This window comes from Microtetraspora glauca, assembly GCF_040656155.1.
In the GTDB taxonomy this organism is placed as follows: Bacteria; Actinomycetota; Actinomycetes; order Streptosporangiales; family Streptosporangiaceae; genus Microtetraspora; species Microtetraspora glauca.
The window spans coordinates 215,112-232,810 of the sequence record NZ_JBFALK010000016.1 but is presented as its reverse complement, the minus strand read 5'-3'; the positions used below and the strand labels follow the sequence as shown (position 1 = coordinate 232,810).

Annotated in this window: 17 protein-coding genes; 5 read left to right on the top strand and 12 right to left on the bottom strand. The window is 69.3% G+C overall.

Going from position 1 to position 17,699, the window contains the following annotated elements:
* Positions 1-35: 35 nt before the first annotated feature.
* Positions 36-932 carry a TrmB family transcriptional regulator gene (locus tag AB0I59_RS28070; protein WP_358137628.1) on the bottom strand — a complete coding sequence of 299 codons (897 nt, stop codon included), beginning with the start codon at positions 930-932 and terminating at the stop codon, positions 36-38.
* Positions 933-1,050: 118 nt separating this feature from the next.
* On the opposite strand from AB0I59_RS28070, the gene AB0I59_RS28065 reads away from it, so the two are divergent.
* Genes AB0I59_RS28065 through AB0I59_RS28055 form a run of 3 tightly spaced genes read left to right on the top strand, consistent with a single transcriptional unit; the run spans position 1,051 to position 4,146 of the window.
* Positions 1,051-2,412, top strand: coding sequence for a metal-dependent hydrolase family protein (locus AB0I59_RS28065; RefSeq protein ID WP_358137625.1), 1,362 nt, complete (start codon positions 1,051-1,053; stop codon positions 2,410-2,412).
* Positions 2,405-3,448, top strand: a complete 1,044-nt coding sequence (locus AB0I59_RS28060) for an amidohydrolase family protein (protein ID WP_358137623.1) — start codon at positions 2,405-2,407, stop codon at positions 3,446-3,448. Before AB0I59_RS28065 ends, AB0I59_RS28060 begins: the two co-directional genes overlap by 8 nt.
* Before the next feature lie 2 nt (positions 3,449-3,450).
* Positions 3,451-4,146: a ThuA domain-containing protein gene (locus AB0I59_RS28055; RefSeq protein WP_061252624.1), complete on the top strand. Its 696-nt coding sequence runs from the start codon at positions 3,451-3,453 to the stop codon at positions 4,144-4,146.
* A gap of 59 nt (positions 4,147-4,205) precedes the next feature.
* Here AB0I59_RS28055 and AB0I59_RS28050 read toward each other — a convergent pair whose 3' ends face one another.
* The 4 genes from AB0I59_RS28050 to AB0I59_RS28035 form a co-directional block, all read right to left on the bottom strand.
* Entirely contained in the window at positions 4,206-4,985 is a 780-nt protein-coding gene (locus AB0I59_RS28050; protein ID WP_358137620.1) for an SDR family NAD(P)-dependent oxidoreductase, read from the bottom strand.
* Between the two features lie 137 nt (positions 4,986-5,122).
* Positions 5,123-5,863, bottom strand: a complete 741-nt coding sequence (locus AB0I59_RS28045; RefSeq protein WP_358137617.1) for an SDR family oxidoreductase — start codon at positions 5,861-5,863, stop codon at positions 5,123-5,125.
* Between the two features lie 111 nt (positions 5,864-5,974).
* Entirely contained in the window at positions 5,975-6,193 is a 219-nt protein-coding gene (locus tag AB0I59_RS28040; RefSeq protein ID WP_061252626.1) for a ferredoxin, read from the bottom strand.
* Entirely contained in the window at positions 6,190-7,410 is a 1,221-nt protein-coding gene (locus AB0I59_RS28035; protein ID WP_358137614.1) for a cytochrome P450, read from the bottom strand. The genes AB0I59_RS28040 and AB0I59_RS28035 overlap by 4 nt, the downstream gene beginning before the upstream one ends.
* A gap of 198 nt (positions 7,411-7,608) precedes the next feature.
* Here AB0I59_RS28035 and AB0I59_RS28030 point away from each other — a divergent pair, with 198 nt between their 5' ends.
* Entirely contained in the window at positions 7,609-8,829 is a 1,221-nt protein-coding gene (locus AB0I59_RS28030) for a cytochrome P450 (protein WP_358137611.1), read from the top strand.
* A gap of 283 nt (positions 8,830-9,112) precedes the next feature.
* Here the strand turns inward: AB0I59_RS28030 and AB0I59_RS28025 are convergent, their stop codons facing one another.
* The gene (locus AB0I59_RS28025; RefSeq protein WP_358137609.1) at positions 9,113-9,949 is read right to left on the bottom strand and encodes a transposase family protein; all 837 of its coding nucleotides are present in this window, start codon (positions 9,947-9,949) and stop codon (positions 9,113-9,115) included.
* A gap of 141 nt (positions 9,950-10,090) precedes the next feature.
* Positions 10,091-10,366: a DUF7674 family protein gene (locus AB0I59_RS42150; protein WP_435831098.1), complete on the bottom strand. Its 276-nt coding sequence runs from the start codon at positions 10,364-10,366 to the stop codon at positions 10,091-10,093.
* 593 nt (positions 10,367-10,959) lie between these two features.
* On the opposite strand from AB0I59_RS42150, the gene tcmP reads away from it, so the two are divergent.
* On the top strand, positions 10,960-11,955 hold the full coding sequence (gene tcmP / locus AB0I59_RS28020; protein ID WP_358137606.1) for a three-Cys-motif partner protein TcmP: 996 nt from the start codon (positions 10,960-10,962) through the stop codon (positions 11,953-11,955).
* Between the two features lie 173 nt (positions 11,956-12,128).
* Here the strand turns inward: tcmP and AB0I59_RS28015 are convergent, their stop codons facing one another.
* From AB0I59_RS28015 to AB0I59_RS27995, 5 genes are all read right to left on the bottom strand, one after another.
* Positions 12,129-12,884, bottom strand: coding sequence for a DUF5131 family protein (locus AB0I59_RS28015; RefSeq protein ID WP_358137603.1), 756 nt, complete (start codon positions 12,882-12,884; stop codon positions 12,129-12,131).
* Positions 12,885-13,234: 350 nt separating this feature from the next.
* Complete coding sequence (locus tag AB0I59_RS28010) at positions 13,235-13,507, bottom strand: hypothetical protein (RefSeq protein ID WP_358137600.1); 273 nt, start codon at positions 13,505-13,507, stop codon at positions 13,235-13,237.
* 434 nt (positions 13,508-13,941) lie between these two features.
* On the bottom strand, positions 13,942-14,763 hold the full coding sequence (locus AB0I59_RS28005; RefSeq protein ID WP_358137597.1) for an FAD binding domain-containing protein: 822 nt from the start codon (positions 14,761-14,763) through the stop codon (positions 13,942-13,944).
* Positions 14,760-15,227, bottom strand: a complete 468-nt coding sequence (locus tag AB0I59_RS28000) for a (2Fe-2S)-binding protein (RefSeq protein WP_061252629.1) — start codon at positions 15,225-15,227, stop codon at positions 14,760-14,762. Before AB0I59_RS28000 ends, AB0I59_RS28005 begins: the two co-directional genes overlap by 4 nt.
* Entirely contained in the window at positions 15,217-17,520 is a 2,304-nt protein-coding gene (locus tag AB0I59_RS27995) for a xanthine dehydrogenase family protein molybdopterin-binding subunit (RefSeq protein WP_358137595.1), read from the bottom strand. Before AB0I59_RS27995 ends, AB0I59_RS28000 begins: the two co-directional genes overlap by 11 nt.
* Positions 17,521-17,699 lie beyond the last annotated feature (179 nt).

Sequence of the window (17,699 nt, the reverse complement as noted above, 5' to 3'; positions counted from 1 at the left end):
CGGGGGGTGCGGCCCGCCCGCCGCGACCTGCCCGGTCAGCGGGGCGTGTCGGGCCCGCGCCGCCGCCCGGGACCGGTCGGCGGCGCGCCGGCTCCCCTCCTGAGCAGGGTGGCGGGGGCGCCGTGGTCGGCGCGCAGGCGCAGCAGAGCCGGATCGGACTTCCAGAAGGTCTCGAAGTCCTCCGCGGCGAACTTCTCCACGATCAGGTGCATCGCGATGTCGTGGCGCACGTACTCGACCGCGACCAGGACCACCGCGGGGTCGTCGGTGTAGACGCCCCAGGCGTCATCGTTGATCACGCCGCCGATGACGGCCTGCTCCCGGTCGGCCACCACGACCAGCAGCCGGCAGCCCAGGTTCTCCAGCGCCACCTTGGGGCTGGAGAAGCGGTGCTGGGTGGTGTGGCCCACGGGGTCGGGGTCGTCGCCGAAGACGACCGCCGAGACGTCGACGCCGTCGGCCTCGGCCCTGCGGGCCAGGGGCTTGAGCGGCTCGATCTCCGCCGGCCAGCCGGACAGGAACAGGTCTCTGCGCGCCGCGGCGACCACGTCCTCGGCCCGGGTGAGCAGCGACGACCGGTCGGTGAGGTTGTGGATCAGTCGCACCTGGGTGGGCGAGGCCACCTCGGGCAGCGACTCGCGCAGAGTGCTGATCGACTGGTCGAACTCGCGCCGCATCCGGTCCAGCAGTGACATCGGGGGCAGCGAGATGTAGCCCACGCCCGCGTCGCCTAGCCGCACCTCGTAGGCGGCGCCCCGGCCCACGAGCTTGCCCAGCGTCTCGTAGACCGTGCTGCGCGGCACCCCGGAGCGCTTGGCCACCTCGTAGCCGTTGAGCGGGGCGCCGGCCGCCACGAGCGCGACGTAGGCCTTCGCCTCGTAGCCGGACATGCCGAGGCGCTGGAGCTCTTCGATCACTCTCTGCTGAGACACGTTGCCATCGTCGCATCACCTCGGGGTCCGGGACGAATTCCGATCATCACTCCAGTCTAGCCAGGGGCAGAGGATAGTCGTTAACCTTCACACGCATAACGATGTTCGAGGAGAGCCGATGGCCGACAGCATCTTGATCACCGGGGGCGCCGTCATCGACGGGACCGGCGCCGCGCCCCGAGCCGACGAGGCGGTGCTGGTGCGGGGCGACCGGATCGCCGCTCTGGGCGCCGCGGCACTCGCCGCAGCCGAGTCGGGTGGCGTTGACGAGCGGATCGACGCGAGCGGGCGCACGGTCATGCCCGGGTTGATCGACGCCCACACCCACCTCAGCTTCGGCGAGCCGACCGGCAACGACGAGCTCTTCCACCACCGGACGCAGGGCTACAGCTCGATGTTGTCGGCCTACCACGCGCGCAAGGTGCTGCGCGCCGGGGTCACCGGCGTGCTCGACGCCGACTGTCTGTGGTCCATCGGGGTCGAGCTGCGCGACGCGATCGACACCGGCATCGTCGAGGGCCCCCGCATGCGCGCCGGGGGACAGGCCCTGATGACCATGCTCGGCGGTACGGCCGGCCGGATGATCGCCGATGAGGGCACCACCGGCTACGCGACCGTCGTGCACAACCGCGACATGATGGTCAAGGAGGTACGGCGCCAGATCAAGTACGGGGTCGACTGGATCAAGATCATGGTCACCGGCCTGATCCCGTCCATGAAGGGCCCCGAGGTCCAGGTCTGGAACCTCGACGAGCTCCGTACCGTCTGCGACGCCGCGCACGAGCTGAACACCAAGGTCGTCGCGCACTGCCGCAACTCCGCGAGCACCCGCGACGCCGCCAGGGCGGGCGTCGACCTGATCTACCACGCCTCGTACATGGACGACGAGGCGCTCGAAGCCGTCGTCGAGTCCGGCAGCGCGCTGTGCCCGACGTTCACGCTCCTCGGCAACCTCGCCGACTACGGCCAGAAGATCGGCAGCGCGCCCGAACTGCTCGACGTGTTCCGTGCCGAGATCGAGATCACCGCCGCGCAGATGGCCAAGGCGCACGCCGCCGACGTGCCGTTCCTCACCGGCTCGGAGACCGGCTTCGCCGTCACCCCGATCGGTGAGTGGCACGCCCGCGAGCTGGAGATGTTCGTCCAGTACATGGGCATGACGCCGATGGAGGCGATCGTCGCCGCCACCCGCAACGGCGCCTTCGCGCTGCGCATGGAGGGTGAGGTCGGCACACTGGAGACCGGCCGGCTCGCCGACGTCATCATCGTCGACGGCGATCCGCTGAAGGACATCACGATCCTGCAGGACCGCACCAGGATCGCCGAGGTGATCAAGGGCGGGCGGCGGATCGACATCACCACCCCGATCCCCGAACGCCGGATGCGCTCCACCGACCAGGTCAGGTTCCTCGCGTCCTGCCCCCTCACCCGCGGGCTCGCCCTGACCGAGGAGCAGTTGGAGAAGCTGGCCCGTGTCTGACCCTCGCCCCGATCACCGGCCCGGTCGTCCGTCCGGGCGGCGCGCGCCGGTGATCGACGTGCATGCGCACGCCGTGCTGGAGGTCAGCCTCGGGTCCGCCGGCGCCGCGGGACCGGAACTCGGCGTCGCGGCCGACGGCACGCCCTTCTACCGCGTCGGGGAGTACGTCCTGCGCGGCGTGCGCTACGCGGGAAGCCCGTTCATGGACGTGGACGTCCGCGTCGCGGCCATGGACGAGGCGGGCATCGACGTGCAGCTGCTGTCGCCCAACCCGCTCACCTACTTCGACCGGCTGGACACCGGCGCGGCGGTGGCCTTCGCGCGCGCCCACAACGACGCGCTTGCCGACGTGGTGGCCGAGTACCCGGCCCGCCTGCTCGGCGCCGCCCAGCTGCCGGTGCAGGACGTCGCCGCGTCGATCGTCGAGGCCCGGCGCGCCGTGCGCGAGCTGGGGCTGGCGGCCGTGTACGTCGACACCGACCCCGCCGGGCGCACCCTGGACGACCCGGCACTCGACCCGCTCTACGAGGCGCTCGTCGACCTGGACGTGCCGCTGTTCGTCCACCCGTCGCCGCTGGGCCCGGACGGGCCACCGGCGGATCCCCGGCTCGGGCGCTTCGACCTCGACCTGCTCTTCGGGTTCGCTCGCGACGAGACGCTGGCCGTGGCCGCGCTGATCTTCGGTGGCGTGCTCGACCGGCACCCCGGCCTGGACGTGTGCGTCTCGCACGGAGGCGGCACGGCCGCGTTCGTCGCCGGGCGGTTCGCCCGCGCCGTGGACAAGCGCCCGTGGGCCGGCGCGAAGCTGCGGGAGAACGGGTTCACGCACTACTACCGCCGCCTGTGGTTCGACACCCACGTGCACGACGAGCTGTCGCTGAAGCTGCTCGTCGAGCACGCGGGCACCGAGCGGCTGGTGTTCGGCACCAACTTCGCCGGCTGGGACTCCGGCGCCCACGAGGGCCCGGGGCTCGACCCCGAGATCCTCTCGGCCAACGCAGGCAGGCTCCTGCGCCGGGAGAGACGGCCGGCGTGACCATGCGTGCCGTAGTGCTGTCCGGCGGGCTCACCCACGACTTTCCCGCCACCACCGCCTGCCTGGTGGACCTGCTGTCCGGGCAAGGCTTCTCGGCCGAGGTCCACACCGGCGTCGACGCGGTCCTGCACGCCCTGCCGGGTGCGGCGCTGCTGGTGGTGAACGCGCTGCGCTGGACGATGAACGGACCCGGCACCCCCGACCGCTATCGGAGGTTCGCCGAAGCGGAGGGCGCGAGCCCGTCCGCGAGCGCCAGGGCCGGGCTGGCGGCTCACCTGGAAGCGGGCGGCGGGGTGCTCGGCCTGCACACGGCGAGCATCTGCTTCGACGACTGGCCGGAGTGGGGGCGGACGCTCGGCGGCGCCTGGGCGTGGGGCCGCTCGCACCATCCGCCCATCGGTCCCGCGGTCGAGGTACGGCCGAGCGGCGGGCACGAGCTGGTGGACGGCCTCGATCCGTTCACGGTCGTCGACGAGGTGTACGGGGATCTGGACCTGGCGCCGGGGATCGTCCCGTTGCTGACCGCCCGGCAGCCCATGGGGCCGGACACCGATACCGAGCATCCCCTGCTGTGGGCCCGCGAGCACGGCGGCGGCCGCGTGGTCTACGACGCGCTCGGCCACCACCCGCCGTCCTACGAGGTGCCCGAGCACCGCGAGATCCTCCGCCGGGCCGTCCGCTGGACCACGCACGGCTGACCCGCACGCATGAGAACGAGGGTGCGTCACGCCGCCGTGACGCACCCCCCGCGGTCGTGTCAGGCCTCGGCGAAGCCGACGGAGTCCACCGACGCCGGGCGCGGCAGCGAGGCCAGTGTGCTCTTGATCAGGCCGCCGTCGACGGCGAGCGTCTGGCCGCTGACGTAGGCGGACTTCTCCGAACCGAGGAAGAGCACCGCGGCGGCGATGTCCTCGGCCGAGCCCAGCCGCGCCAGCGGCACCGCGCCCTCGCGCACCCGCCGCACCTCGGGATCGGCGTAGATCGCGTCCGACATGCCCGCGTGGATCAGCCCGGGAGCCACGCAGTTGACCCGGATGCCGTGCTTGGCCCACTCCATCGCCATGTGCTCGGTCAACCGGACGACACCGGCCTTGCTGGCCGAGTAGGCGCCCGCGTGCGGGGCGGCCGCGATGCCGTTGATCGAGGCCAGGTTGACGATCGCGCCCCCGCCGGCCTCCACCATCGCCTTCGCGAGCGTCCTGGCGACGATGAACGTGCCCGTCAGGTTGACCCGCAGCGCGGCCTCCCACTCGCCTACCGGGAGGTCGAGCAGCGGCCCGAACCGTACGATGCCGGCGTTGTTCACCACCAGGCGTGGGGGCTCCGGCAGCCGCGCCGCCGCGGCGCGCACCGACTCCTCGTCGGCGACGTCGACGGCCGCGCCCACGCACGCCTCCCCGATGTCGCGGGCCGTCTGCTCGACGGCTGAGCCATCGATGTCCCATGCGGCGACCCGGTAGCCCTCTTTCACCGCGTGCTCGGCGATGACGGCTCCGATGCCGTGCGCCGCCCCGGTGACCACGGCCCATTTCGTCATTGTGTCTCTCCCCTTGTCGGCCTGGCCTGCCGCACTGACCCAAGCGTCGTCATGACTATAACTACGCTAGGGGGCGCGGAACGCGGCGGCGTGCTTTTCACGAGCTGTTCACAACGGTTGACCGGCGGGACACACAGTCACAGGAGCGCCTGGTACGCCCCGCCGTCGACGGGCACCGCCGCGCCGGTGAGGTACCCGGCCTGCGCCGAGCAGAGGAACGCGACGACCGCGCCGAGATCGGCCGGCTCGCCGAGCCGCCCCGCGGGGACGTCGCCGACCGGCGGGAGGTCGCCGTACACCTGCGTGACGCGTTCCGTACGGTGCAGGCCGGGCTGCACGGAGTTCACCGTGATCCCGTCCGCGGCCACCTCGCGGGCCAGCGTCCGCAGGAAGCCCGTGGCTCCCGCGCGGGCGGTGTTGGACAGCGCGAGGTTCGGGTACGGCTGCCGCACGCCGAGCGAGGTGATCGCCACGATCCGGCCCCAGCCGCGCTCCCGCATGAAGGGCAGCGCGGCCAGGGACATGCGGACGACGGCGAGCAGGCTGCGTTCGAGCGCCGGCTGGTACGCCTCCGGCGGGGTCCGCGCGATCGTGCCGGGCGGCGGGCCCGGCCCGTTCACCACCAGGATGTCGAGGCCGCCCATCAGCGCCGCGGCCTCTTCCACGAACGCGGCGGCGCCGTCCGGCCCGGCGACGTCGGCGCGCAGCCATCGCACGCCCGGCCCGAGCCGCTCGGCCGCGGCGCGGGCCCGCCCGCCGTCGGAGCCGCAGATCGTGACCTGCGCCCCCTCCGCGGCCAGAGCGGCCGCGCTCGCGTAACCCAGTCCCGCACTGGCCGCCGCCACGGCCGCGCGGCGCCCCCGGATCCCCAGGTCCATGGCTACGGCCCGGGCCGCAGGGCGGGGCGCCCGGCCGGGATCGGGCGGGCCCGCCGTCTGGGCGAACGTTCCGCCGGACGGTGGAACGTCGCCGGGTGGCGGGGAGCCCACTCAGTAGACATCGATCTCCTCGTCCCCGTCGAAGACGCGGATGGCGCCGGAGGGGCAGTCGCGGGCGATGTCGAAGATCTGCTCGTCGGTCAGTCGCGGCCCGCCGGGGACCAACGCGACGATCTCGTCGTCGTCGAACCGGAACACCTCCGGCGACTCGGCCACACACTTGCCGGAGCTGATGCACACGTCCCGATGGAGCTCGATCCGATACGTCACTCGTCCCCTCCGAACAGGACCGGGTAGGAGCCCCAGTAGGGCCGTTGGGTGTTGGCGTCACGCCGTGGCGGGTTGTCCGGGTCGCGTCGCACCCGCGCCGCGAACATCCGCTGGACCACGCCGGTGACCAGGCCGAAGAGGTGCTCGTCCGGATCCGAGCCGGCCCGCTGCACGACTCCGGCGGCCAGGTCCTGGCCGATGCACACGTGCATCCCGGCGGCGAAGCTCAGCCCGAACGGGGCGACGTTCGCGGGGAGCGTGCGGTGCGGGTCGAACTCGGCGGCGTCCGCGCCGAAGACCTCCGGGTCGCGGTTGACCGACTGCAGGTCGATCACCACGGTCGCGCCCTCGGGGATCTGGATGCCCGAGCGCAGCGAGACCGGTGCCAGGGCTCGCCGCCGGCCGGTCGGGCTGGACGGGTTGAGCCGCACGGTCTCGTGTACGCAGCGCTGGACGAACAGCGCGTCGGTGGCGGCGAGCCCGGCGTCCTCCGGGTACGCCTCGACCCAGCCCAGGATGTGATCGACCGAGCGGACGAACGCCGTGGCGCTGGTGTGGGCGCCGGCCAGCAGGAAGAACGCGACCTCTCTGCGGATCACCTCGGGCGGCAGCCGCAGCTCGCCGGTGTGGCGCAGCAGCGTGGTCAGCACGTCGCTGGGGACGTCGACGTCATGGCCGGCGGCCTCCCGCTCCAGCAGCTCGCGGCGGCGGGCGATGGACGGGGCCAGGAACTCCGCGTCCCAGTCTTCCAGCGCCTGCGCGATCACGCGCCGCTGCTCCGTCTTGTCCTTCGTGGAGTGCGCGAGGGTGGCGCCCTCGATGAACTTCATCATGTAGTCGTAGAGCCGCCGGGTCTCCTCGGCGGTGCCCGCGGGGCGGTCGACACCCGCGGTCAGGGCGGCGAGGTTGAGCATCAGCTCGTGTCCCAGATGTACGAGGTCGACCCGGCCCTCCGCCTGGTAGGGGGCGAGGGTCTGCTCGATCACCTGCGGGAACAGCTCGCGTTCGTAGCGCTCGAACACCTCGCGCCGGAACATCCGGTTCTCCACGCGACGCCGGGACCGGTGCTCCTCGCCGTGCAGGTTCACCAGCACGCCGGCCATCACGACCTCGCCCTCGTCGTAGAGGGACTGGCGCAGGTCCTTGCTGCGATAGGCGTCCTTGGCGTCGGGGAACGTCGTGAGGACAATGGTTGTCTCTTCGGCGACGGCTGTCATCTGGACTTGCTCCTCGGTTGGCGCACGACCGGATCGGGGGCTGCCGGTCCCCGCTGAGCGTCTCGTGGTGTACGGAACGGCGTCAAGACCCTAACGACGAATGACAAGGCAGTTCGAGGGTCCGCATCTTCCCTGGGAACGGCGTCGCTGGTAGCGTCGTTAGGGTTCTAACCCCGTATGCCCAGGGAGCGCGTGGCGATGACGACGATCACCCTTGACGGCTACGCCGACGTACGCGAGGCCTTCCGCCTGCGCGACTTGAAACAGGCGCTCTACGACGAGGGCGGGGTCGTGATGGCCGACTGCCTGCTGGTGCTGCACGGCGAGGACCATCGGTCCCGGCGCCGCGTGGAGAACCGGCTGTTCCGACGGGGCACGTTCCGGCACTGGGAGCGCGAATTCCTGCACGACGTCGTACGGGACACGCTGGCGCCGTTCGCCGCCGACGGCCGCGCCGACCTGGTCGAGCTCGGCTACCGCACGATCATGAGCTTGACCGCGCTGGTCGCCGGCATCGACCGGCCCACCGGCAGCGCGGCCGAGGCGGACGCGCTCTACCGCTACGCGAAGAAGTTCTCCGAAGGCGCCACCCTGGTGCACACCACCCGGGACCCGGAGGTCGTCCGGGCCGAGGTGCGGGCGGCGCTGGACGAGTTCGACGCGGCGTTCCTGCAGCCGTCACTGGCCCGCCGCCGTGAGCTGCTGGCCCGGCACGCGGCCGGCGAACTGAGCGAGCAGGACCTGCCCCGCGACGTGCTCACCGGCCTGCTGCGCCACTGGGACGAGCTGGACATCGACCAGGAGATCCTGCTCCGCGAATGCGCCTTCTACCTGCAGGCCGGCTCGCACAGCACCGCCGACGCGTTCACGCACTCGGCCGACGAGTTCTTCGCCTGGGTCCGCCGCGACCCGGCCGCCGCCGAGAAGGCACTCGACGACCCGGTCCGGCTCCAGCGCTGCGTGCACGAGACCCTGCGCCTGCACCCGGCCAGTCCCGTCGCGCAGCGCCGGGCGCTCGCCCCGGCCGTGCTGCGCAACGGCACCGAGATCCCCCAGGGCGCGTTCGTCGTGCTGGACATCGCGGCGGCCAACCGCGACCCGCGGGTGTTCGAGCGGCCGGACGCGTTCGACCCGCTGCGCGAGGTCCCGGCCGGCGTCCCCAGGTGGGGCCACGCCTTCGGCGGCGGCATGCACGCGTGCATCGGCACCGAGCTCGCCGGCGGCGTCCCCGAGGCGGACGACGGCGTCGCCGTGACGGATGGCGCGGAACAGGCGCACGAGCAGGTTCTCGGCACCGTCACGCTCATGCTGTCGGCGCTGCTCGCCGCCGGGGCCCGGCCCGATCCGGAGCGGCCGCCGCGGCGGGACCCGGACTCCTCACGGGACCACTTCGCGTCCTACCCGGTGGTGTTCGGATGACCTGGACCCGGTGGCCTTGGTCTGCTCGGTTTGTCCCGGGTCGATGGCGGACGGGGTGATCAGGCCCTGCCCCAGCCATCTACGGCCAGCCATGATGAGCAGGCCCTTGGCGATCATCCGGAGCCGAAGCGCCCCAGATGGAGGCATGGACACTTCAGCGCGCATTGTTGCGCGCTTCTACTGCCTGCCAACCATCACGAGCTGCCTGCTCTCGGAGAAGAGGAGGCCAGGTCTCGATGAAGTCACGAACAGCCGGATCCCACGGGCCGACGTTGACGTGATCTCAGCGAATTTCCGGTAGGTAGTCGTGTTCGAAATGGGTAAGGACGAGTGCCGCGCGGGCGATGTCGCCGATTCTGCTGGGACTCACGGTGATGTGCTGGAGCGTCCGCCAGTGACCTTTGAGCAGGGCAAATCCGCGTTCGCCGAGACAGCGCAGGGCGCGTAGGAGCCGGTTGTAGGTGCGGTTGTCCGGGCTGAGGATCTGGTTGTCTTTGGGCTGCTTGATCGGCGTATGAATGCCGTTCCCGGCGCCTTCGTATCCGCTGTCGGCGAGGGTGGGCAGGCCGGTTGCGGCTGCGGCGTACAGCGCGCCCAGCACGTGTGCGCGGGCGGCGGTGAGGTCGTGTACGGAGCCGGGCTCGACCTCGGCGACCCACAGCGGAAGCCCGCCGGGCGCCGACAGTGCCTGGAGGTTGCCAGCGTGCTGATGGGCCTTACCGGAGTACCAGGCGTCGATGGATTCTCCCTTGACGCTGACGGTCTGCTCGGCGCAGCGATCGACGGGGATCAAGGTGCCGTCCAAGATGACGTATGCCAGTCCCTCGGCTTGGGCGCGGCCGAGGGCCTCATGCAGATCAGGTGCTTGAGCTGCGAGAACTGTGATGCCTTCGTGGACGTAGCGGTAGGCGGTGGCGCGGGAGACGCGGTGATCGCGGCCAAGCTTGGGGATGTCGTGTTCGCCGCGGAACCAGCGCAGCACCATGACCGCCTGCCGGAACGGGCTCAGGGCGCGGCTGTTTTGCGGGGTGCCGCGCAGGCGGCGTTCGTCGCGCAGGAGCCGTGCGACGAACTGAACGAGTGCGCGGGAGACATCGAGCGTGGCACGATGAGCAATCACGTGGGGCCTGCCGGTGGGTTGAGCGTCTTGTGGTGAGAGCTCTTCTACCGGGGGCTCCGCGTCTGTTTCCGGCCTTCGGCGACTCCTCCCGAAAGGTCCGGAACGCCACGGACAGCGTCCGAGAAGTCCCAATGGTGCGAACTATTTCGCTGAGATCACCTCGTTGTACACGAAGGAAGTTCCAACCAGTTCGCGCACTCGGACATCTGTCGAGTGAAGGGCATGCTCAAGGAAGTCGAGGCAGCGCTCGACGAGCTCCTGGTCTCCTCGCTCATGAGCGTGAAGGACAAACGTTGTGACATCCCAGAACAGCACATGTTGTAGGACCTCTCCGTTGTCGGCTATGTGTTCTCGCCAAAGCGGAGCGAACTCCGAAACCTCCTGCACGAATCGGTCCGCCACATCCTCGAACGTCATTGGCTCCATCTTCTGAACATTCCGCGTACGTGTGGTCCGTGTCCAGGCGAGGCAGGGCACGGTGTTCATGCGAGTCCTTAAAGGCTGTGAAGAGCTAGGGTGCAGGGGCACGGCGCTGTGGTTGGTGGGTGCGTTGGGTTACGGCGGTTACTTCGTGCGACGGACGGCCCGAGCTACCGGCGGCCGGGACTGGCCCGCAGGGCGCATGCCCGGCCGCGGAGCAGGCGCAGGGCCGCGAGGCGGCGGGCAGCGCCGCCCTTGATACTTATAAGAACAACTCGGCAGTGATGTTCCTGGGAATAGACATCACCCGATATCGCCCGACAAGCGCGCCCGATATGTGGCATGAGCCGGGGTGTGTTATACCGCTCCGTTGTGGCGCCATTAGGAGACCCGCCAGCTAGCTGTTATTCGCTTTCCTGTTCGAAGCTCGAGGTGAGCTCAAACCGACGTTCCCGTGACCGCTGTGACGTTCCTTGGCATTCTTCGCATCCATCGACGTAAACCACTAGGCGGCGAATGAAGGCTCGCTCTTGACCTTGGTTCGGGTTCCGCGTAGAAAATCTTTGGGGTTGCGGACTGGGGAGGAACGTATGGCAGCTGGGACATCGGGCGGTCTCCTGGATGATCTTCACGCGCAGTCCGTGTTCAAGCATGAAATACTCAGGCAGTACATGGCGCCCTTCATCGCTATGCCCGGTAGCACCGCAGAAGGCAATCAGGTTGTGGTGCTGGACGGTTTTGCCGGGCGCGGCCGCTATCAAGATGGCAGTCCGGGATCAGCGGAACTCATTCTGCAGGCGATTCAGGCGTTCCGGGGATCTCGCAATGTTACAGGCTTCTTCGTTGAGAAGGACCCGGCGCTTTACCCGAGTCTCCAGGGCGTCGTTGAGGAGTACGTCGAGACGGGCGTTCGTTCTCAAGCTTTCCTGGGGGCTGTAGAGGATCATCTGAACATCGTGATCCGGCAAGCAGTCAGCTCTCCGCTGTTCCTTTTCCTCGACCCCTGCGGGGCGGGTCTGCCCTTTCGTCGACTGGTAGACGTGCTCGTAGGTCCTCGTCAAGCTACGAGGCCGCAGACGGAGGTACTCCTCAATTTCAGTGCAGATCTTTCGCGCCGTGCTGCAGGCGCCCTGAAGAAGAATCAGCTTGACCATCCGATTATCGGGCGGATGGACACCGCTTGCGGCGGAGACTGGTGGCGTTCGATGGCCCTTGAAGCACTTCGCCATTCCGTCAAAGGTAACTTCGAGCCCGTGACTCACGTGATCGCCGCAGAGTATGCCCAACGGCTTGCTGCGGCCAGTTCCATGCTTCCCGTCGTCGTTTCGGTGAGGCGTCGCCTGCACCATCAGCCCATCTACCACTTGGTATTTCTCACCCGTAGTCCTTACGGCCTGTGGGTGTTCGCCGATGCCAGCGGCAAGGCTCGGCAGGTTTATCTCCGCGCGCTAGGCAAACTCGACGACGATGACGAGACAGGCGACATGCTCTTCACCCCGACCGACAGCATGGAGTGGTTGATCGATGGGGAAAAGGATAAGGCTTTAAAAATTGTGACGGCGAATATCCGTGCCTTGGTTCAGTAAGGTGGGCCGTTCAAGCTGGTGAATCGCGCCAACGACGTATTTGGCCAGGCGTATGGGTTCGCCACAGAGCCTACGGTTACTAAGGCGATCCAGTCGCTGGTCTCTAGCGGAGAGTTAGCTGTCCACGTAAATGCGTCACGGCTGCGGGACCGGATAGTCGGGAAGCCGTAATATTAGCTCGAGGCTGCGGCAGAAATCCTCGGCATCTCATCCCAGAGGCGGCCATCTAGTTCGCGGCCGCCATGTTTGGGTGTCCGTCCGCCCCATTGCTTGAAAAAGAACGGAACACCCGCCTGAACGCACTGATCTCGGATGTCTGTCACCCAGTCGGGGTCTAGCGGCCGGTGTCCGGGACCGGATTCACCGCCAGCTATCACCCAGTCGATTCCCGTTAGGTCCATGTCTGGCAACGGTCCGAGAAGCGGCTCGCATGACAAGAAGCGGACATGTGCCGGCGCTGCTCGCAGATCATCGATCCGCCGCAGAAATTCGCTACTCTCGACAGATACACCCATCCATAGGTTGGCTGGCCACTCAAGTTGGCTGGCGATCTTGCGTAGCCGGGATGAGCGCTTCGTCAGGACCTGATAAGTATGCTGCGGAGTCTCGGAGATCACTGTGAAGACTCGGCGAACAAAGTCGATCGGAACGCGCGCGTGGAAGAGATCACTCATTGAGTTAACGAACACCACTCGGGGTGTCCGCCAACCATATGGCTGGGCCAAAGCGTCTGAATGAAGGGTCACGCCAAACCCTGGCCCGGATGTGCGGGGATCACCATCACGCTGATATTTCTGCGCTCCCATGGCCTTCAGTCGCTTGGCCAAGGTTAGCGCGTAACAGTTATCGCATCCTGAAGAGATCCGATCGCATCCCGTCGTGGGATTCCAGGTGGCCTCAGTCCATTCGATGGTCGTGCGCCTAGCCAACTACTCCACATCCCTCACGTCTCGCGTGTCCCAGCATCTCCCAATAGATCACATGGCGCCAGTCCAGTGATCCGCTTTTGTCGATCTCGTTCGTTCGGCGTCCACGCGCTGGTCAGGTCGTCACCGTCCGCGTCAGTGACATCGCCCTCACCATAGACCTTGACGAAACCCCGCGCACCGTACGCCGGATCACTGACATCCCGATCCGTAACGTCAAAGCCGACCGACCCCGCAAGGCCGACCATGCCTCCTAGGGCAGCCGTCAAGCATGTGGTGGGACAGAACTGTCAATCATGTCGTGGGACTCGACATGGTTCCTGTGGCGTCGCCGATTAACGATGGCTGCTGTATCAACTGAGCTGAGCAACGGACCGTCGCGCTTGATCAAGGGCAGCGATTTCGTGGGCCGGGAATGAAAAGTCCCAACCGGCTTCATAGGCGCGTTCGCCTATCTCATGGTGCAAGCGACGGAAACCTGCGATGATCGCTCGTGCCAATTGATCCAGAGTGCAGTTTGCGTTGAAAAGTATCTCTGCGCGCCTGTTTGTCTGCTCGTGGTCGGAGAACCAGAGAACGCGCACGTGGACGTCGAGCCTGTCTCGCTCGAAGATCCACTGGAACACTCCTGGTTCCTCCTCCCAGGACACGGCAACCTTGTCATCGCCAAGACATAGGCGCTGGAGTGCTCCTAAGAGGTCACGGGGCGCGTCCGTGATAAAAGATGCGCGTAGTTCAGCCTGAGCGTCTCCTATGGCGATCCGTGCCCGGCCCCAACCTCGGCCGGTTAGCCAGAAATCGAAGCGAGCTAGATTCATCTCGTCCTCCGCTGTCGCGCAATTTCCACTCTACGGGCGTTGTGACGGCCGCCCACCGGGTGACCGAGCGCGTCGACCGGTTCTGGATCGACGGCCGCGAGTACAGCTTCGCCGAGGCGGACCCTTCCCGCGAGCTGATCACGGCCTTCCGCGACTACGCCGATCTCGCCCCTGGCGGGCGGAGGTCGCCGCCGTGCTCGCGGGCTGATCCGGGCCCGGATCGGGTGGACCGGACCGGGTGCCTACAGGGCCGCCAGGGCGCGGGTCACCAGGACCTCGGCGAGGTGGGCCCGGTAGGAAGCGCTCGCGACCGCGTTGTCCGGCGGTTCGCAGCCCTGCGCGGCGAGCCGCGCCGCCTCGGCTGCCGGAGTGCCGGCCGCCAGGGCCTCCTCCACCGCCGTCGCCCGCACCGGCGTCGGCCCCATGCCGATCAGCGCGACCGCCACGCCCCCGCCGGGCCGTTCCTGGGCGGCGACCCCGACCACGGCCCAGTCCAGGGCGCGGCGGCTGAACTTCTCGAACGCGTACGACCGGCCGGGCGCGGCCGGCAGCCGGATCTCGGTGAGTAGTTCGGCAGCCGCCAGCGCGTTCCGGCACCGGCCGGTGAAGAACTCCCGCGCTGGGATCTCCCGCACGCCCGACGGGCCGCGCGCCACCAGCACGCCGTCCAGCGCGAGCACCGCTCCGGCCAGGTCGGCCGCGGGGTCGGCGTGCGCCAGCGAGCCGCCGATCGTGCCCCGGTTGCGCACCTGCTGGTCGCCGATCCGGCGCGCGGCGGCGGCCAGCAGCGGCACCTGCTCCGCCACCACCGGGTCGCGCTCCAGCGTCCGGTGGCTGGTGAGCGCGCCGACCGCGATCCGGTCGCCGTCCGCCCTGACGTAGGACAGCTCACGGAGCCGGCCGATGTCGATCAGGACGCCGGGCTCGGCCCGCCGCAGCTTCATCGCGGGCAGCAGCGAGTGGCCGCCCGCCAGCAACCTGGCGGCGCCGCCGTGCCGGGAGAGCTCGTCGAGTGCCTCCTCGACGGAGCCCGCGCGCACGTAGGAGAAGGCGGCCGGGATCATCGTGCGCCTCCGTTCGCGGCCGCCCACTGGACCGACTCGACGATCATCTGGTAGCCGGTGCACCGGCACATGTTGCCCTTGAGCCCGTTGCGGATCTCCTGCTCCGTCGGGTCGGGCCGCTCGGCCAGCAGCGCGGTGGCGGCCATGACCATGCCCGGCGTGCAGAACCCGCACTGCAGGCCATGACACTGCCGGAAGCCCTCCTGCACGGGCGACAGCCCGTCCTCCCCGGCCAGCCCCTCGATCGTGGTGACCGCGCAGCCGTCGGCCTGCGCGGCCAGGACGGTGCAGGACTTGATGGCCACGCCGTCGAGCAGGACCGTGCAGGCGCCGCAGCTGGAGGTGTCGCAGCCGATGTGGGTGCCGGTCAGGGACAGCGTGTCGCGCAGGAAGTGGACGAGCAGCAGCCGGGGCTCGATCTCCCGGCTGTGCGGCTGCCCGTTGACGGTGATCTCAACTCGCATCGTGCATGACCTTCCAAACTCGTTCCGGCGTGCAGGGCATCTCCACGTCGCGCACGCCGAGGTGGGCCAGCGCGTCCACCACGGCGTTCACCACGGCCTGCGGCGCGGCCGTCGCCCCGGCCTCGCCGAGACCCTTGGCGCCGAGCGGGTTGAAACTGGACTTCGTCTCTATGTGATGGGTCTCGTACGGGGGCAGGTCGAGCGGGCCGGGCACCATGTAGTCCTCAAGCGAGGCGGCGAGCGGCCGGCCGTCGCCGTCGAAGGTGACCTTCTCGTACAGCGCCTGCGCGATGCCCTGGGCGACGCCGCCGTGGATCTGCCCGCGTGCCGTCAGCGGGTTGATGACGGTGCCGCAGTCGTCCACGCAGACGTAGCGCAGGATCGACACCCGCCCGGTGTCCCGGTCGATCTCCACCACGCAGCCGTGCGCGCCGCTCGGGTAGCTGAGGTTCTTCGGCTCGAAGTACGCGGTGTTCTCCAGGCCGAGCACGGTCCCCTCGGGCAGCAGGTGCGGCTTGAAGGCGCGCTCGGCCACCGCGGCCAGGGTCACCGTCGCCTCGGGCGCGCCGTTGACCTGGAACCCGTCGCCGATCGGCACCACGTCGTCCGCGTCGGCCTCCAGCATGTGCGCGGCGATGGTCCTGGCCTTGGCGGCCACCTCCGCCGCGGCCTGCCGGACGGCGTTGCCCGCGACCGGCATGCCCCGGCTGCCCATGGTGCCGGTGCCCTCCTGCACGACCGCGGTGTCGCCGTACAGCACGCTGATGGCCTCGAAGGGCACGTTCAGCTGGTCGGCGGCGATCTGGGCCAGGGCGGTCTGGTGGCCCTGGCCGTGCGGGGCGGTGCCGACCAGGACGATCACCGAGCCGTCCGGCTGCAGCCGGACGTTCGCCGACTCCCAGCCGCCGAGGTAGCCGAACTGCTCGAACAGCGGCGTGGGCCCGAAGCCGCCCATCTCCACGAACGTGGACAGCCCGACGCCGAGCAGCGGAGCGGCCGGGTCCGCCAGCCGGCGTGCCTGCTCCGCGCGCAGCCCGGCGTAGTCCAGCTCGCCCAGCAGCAGGTCCAGCGCGGCGGGGTAGTCGGCCTCGTCGTACACGATCCCCTCGAACGGGGTCTGGTACGGCATCTCATCCGGCTGGATCAGGTTCACCTTCCGGACGTCGGCCGGGTCCTTGCCGAGCTCGCGGGCGACGAGGTCGACCACCCGCTCGATCAGGAAGCTCGCCTCGGGCCGCCCCGCTCCCCGGTAGGACGCGGTAGGCGTGGTATTCGTAACGACGCTTCGGAAGCGAGCGGCGATCTTCGGGATCCTGTAGCAGCCGCCCAGCATGTACGAGGTCAGCGTGGCGAGCCCGATGCCCACCGGGTCGGGCACGCCGCCGACGTTGACGGTGATCGTCACGTCCAGGGCGAGGACGCGGCCCTCGGCGTCGAAGCCCACCTCGACGTCCTGCACCTGGTCGCGGCCATGATAGGTGTGCACCATGTGCTCGCCGCGGGTCTCGACGTACTTGATCGGCCGGCCGAGCCGGCGCGACAGCTCTGGCGCGAGGAACAGCTCGGGCATGAACGAGGACTTCACCCCGAAGGCGCCGCCGACGTCGGGCGCGATCACGCGAACCAGGTGCCTGGCGAGACCGAACCGCTCGGCGATCTCCGCGCGGACCCGGTGCGGCGCCTGGACCGTGGCCCACACGGTCGGTCCGGCTCCGGTCCAGTCGGCGAGCACCCCGTACGGCTCGATCGGCGTGCCGGCGCAGCGCTGGTTGACCAGCCGGGCGCGCAGGCGGTTCGGGGCGGCTTCCAGATCGGCCGTCACGTCGTCCGGCGTCACCTGCTGCTCCAGGGCGAGGTTGCCGGGCAGCGGCGCGAAGATGGGCACGGCGTCCGGCGCGAGCGCGTCGGCCACCGTGGCCATCACCGGCAGCGGCTCGTAGGCCACCCGCACGGCGCGTGCCGCGTCCGCGGCGGTGTACCGGTCGGCGGCGACGACCACGGCCACCGGCTCGCCGACGTAGTGCACCTTGTCGCCGGCCAGGTACCCGCGTTCCAGGCCGGGGACGGACGGGCGGGGCGGGAGCCCGGCGAAGTCCCGCGCGGTCCAGACGCCGAGCACGCCCGGCAGGGACCGGGCCTCCTCGGCGTCGATTCCGCTGATGAGCGCGTGGGCCTCCGTGCTGTGCACGTAGACCATGTGGAGAAGCCCCGGACGATGGATGTCGTCCACGAACGTGCCGCGCCCGGTCAGCAGCGCGGCGTCCTCCTTGCGTGGTACTGCCGAGCCGATCATCGTCACAGGCCACCTCCGTTGGTGCCAGGAGCGCGTCGTTAGACGTATAGCGACTTATATTGTCGCGTGCGTCACTTCTCCGGCAAGACCCTTGGGCGGCCGATCGGGAAGGGTCTACGACATGGTCTCCGAAGGCGGCGCGCACCACGTCTGCACAGCGCGCGTCCAGGAGTCCCAGG

Bases quoted from the DNA above. Each gene is read 5' to 3' on its own strand.
- AB0I59_RS28065 (WP_358137625.1), top strand. From the start codon at position 1,051: ATGGCCGACAGCATCTTGATCACCGGGGGCGCCGTCATCGACGGGACC.
- AB0I59_RS28055 (WP_061252624.1), top strand. From the start codon at position 3,451: ATGCGTGCCGTAGTGCTGTCCGGCGGGCTCACCCACGACTTTCCCGCC.
- AB0I59_RS28050 (WP_358137620.1), bottom strand. From the start codon at position 4,985: ATGACGAAATGGGCCGTGGTCACCGGGGCGGCGCACGGCATCGGAGCC.
- AB0I59_RS28045 (WP_358137617.1), bottom strand. From the start codon at position 5,863: ATGGACCTGGGGATCCGGGGGCGCCGCGCGGCCGTGGCGGCGGCCAGT.
- AB0I59_RS28035 (WP_358137614.1), bottom strand. From the start codon at position 7,410: ATGACAGCCGTCGCCGAAGAGACAACCATTGTCCTCACGACGTTCCCC.
- AB0I59_RS28030 (WP_358137611.1), top strand. From the start codon at position 7,609: ATGACGACGATCACCCTTGACGGCTACGCCGACGTACGCGAGGCCTTC.
- AB0I59_RS42150 (WP_435831098.1), bottom strand. From the start codon at position 10,366: ATGACGTTCGAGGATGTGGCGGACCGATTCGTGCAGGAGGTTTCGGAG.
- tcmP (WP_358137606.1), top strand. From the start codon at position 10,960: ATGGCAGCTGGGACATCGGGCGGTCTCCTGGATGATCTTCACGCGCAG.
- AB0I59_RS28005 (WP_358137597.1), bottom strand. From the start codon at position 14,763: ATGATCCCGGCCGCCTTCTCCTACGTGCGCGCGGGCTCCGTCGAGGAG.
- AB0I59_RS28000 (WP_061252629.1), bottom strand. From the start codon at position 15,227: ATGCGAGTTGAGATCACCGTCAACGGGCAGCCGCACAGCCGGGAGATC.
- AB0I59_RS27995 (WP_358137595.1), bottom strand. From the start codon at position 17,520: ATGATCGGCTCGGCAGTACCACGCAAGGAGGACGCCGCGCTGCTGACC.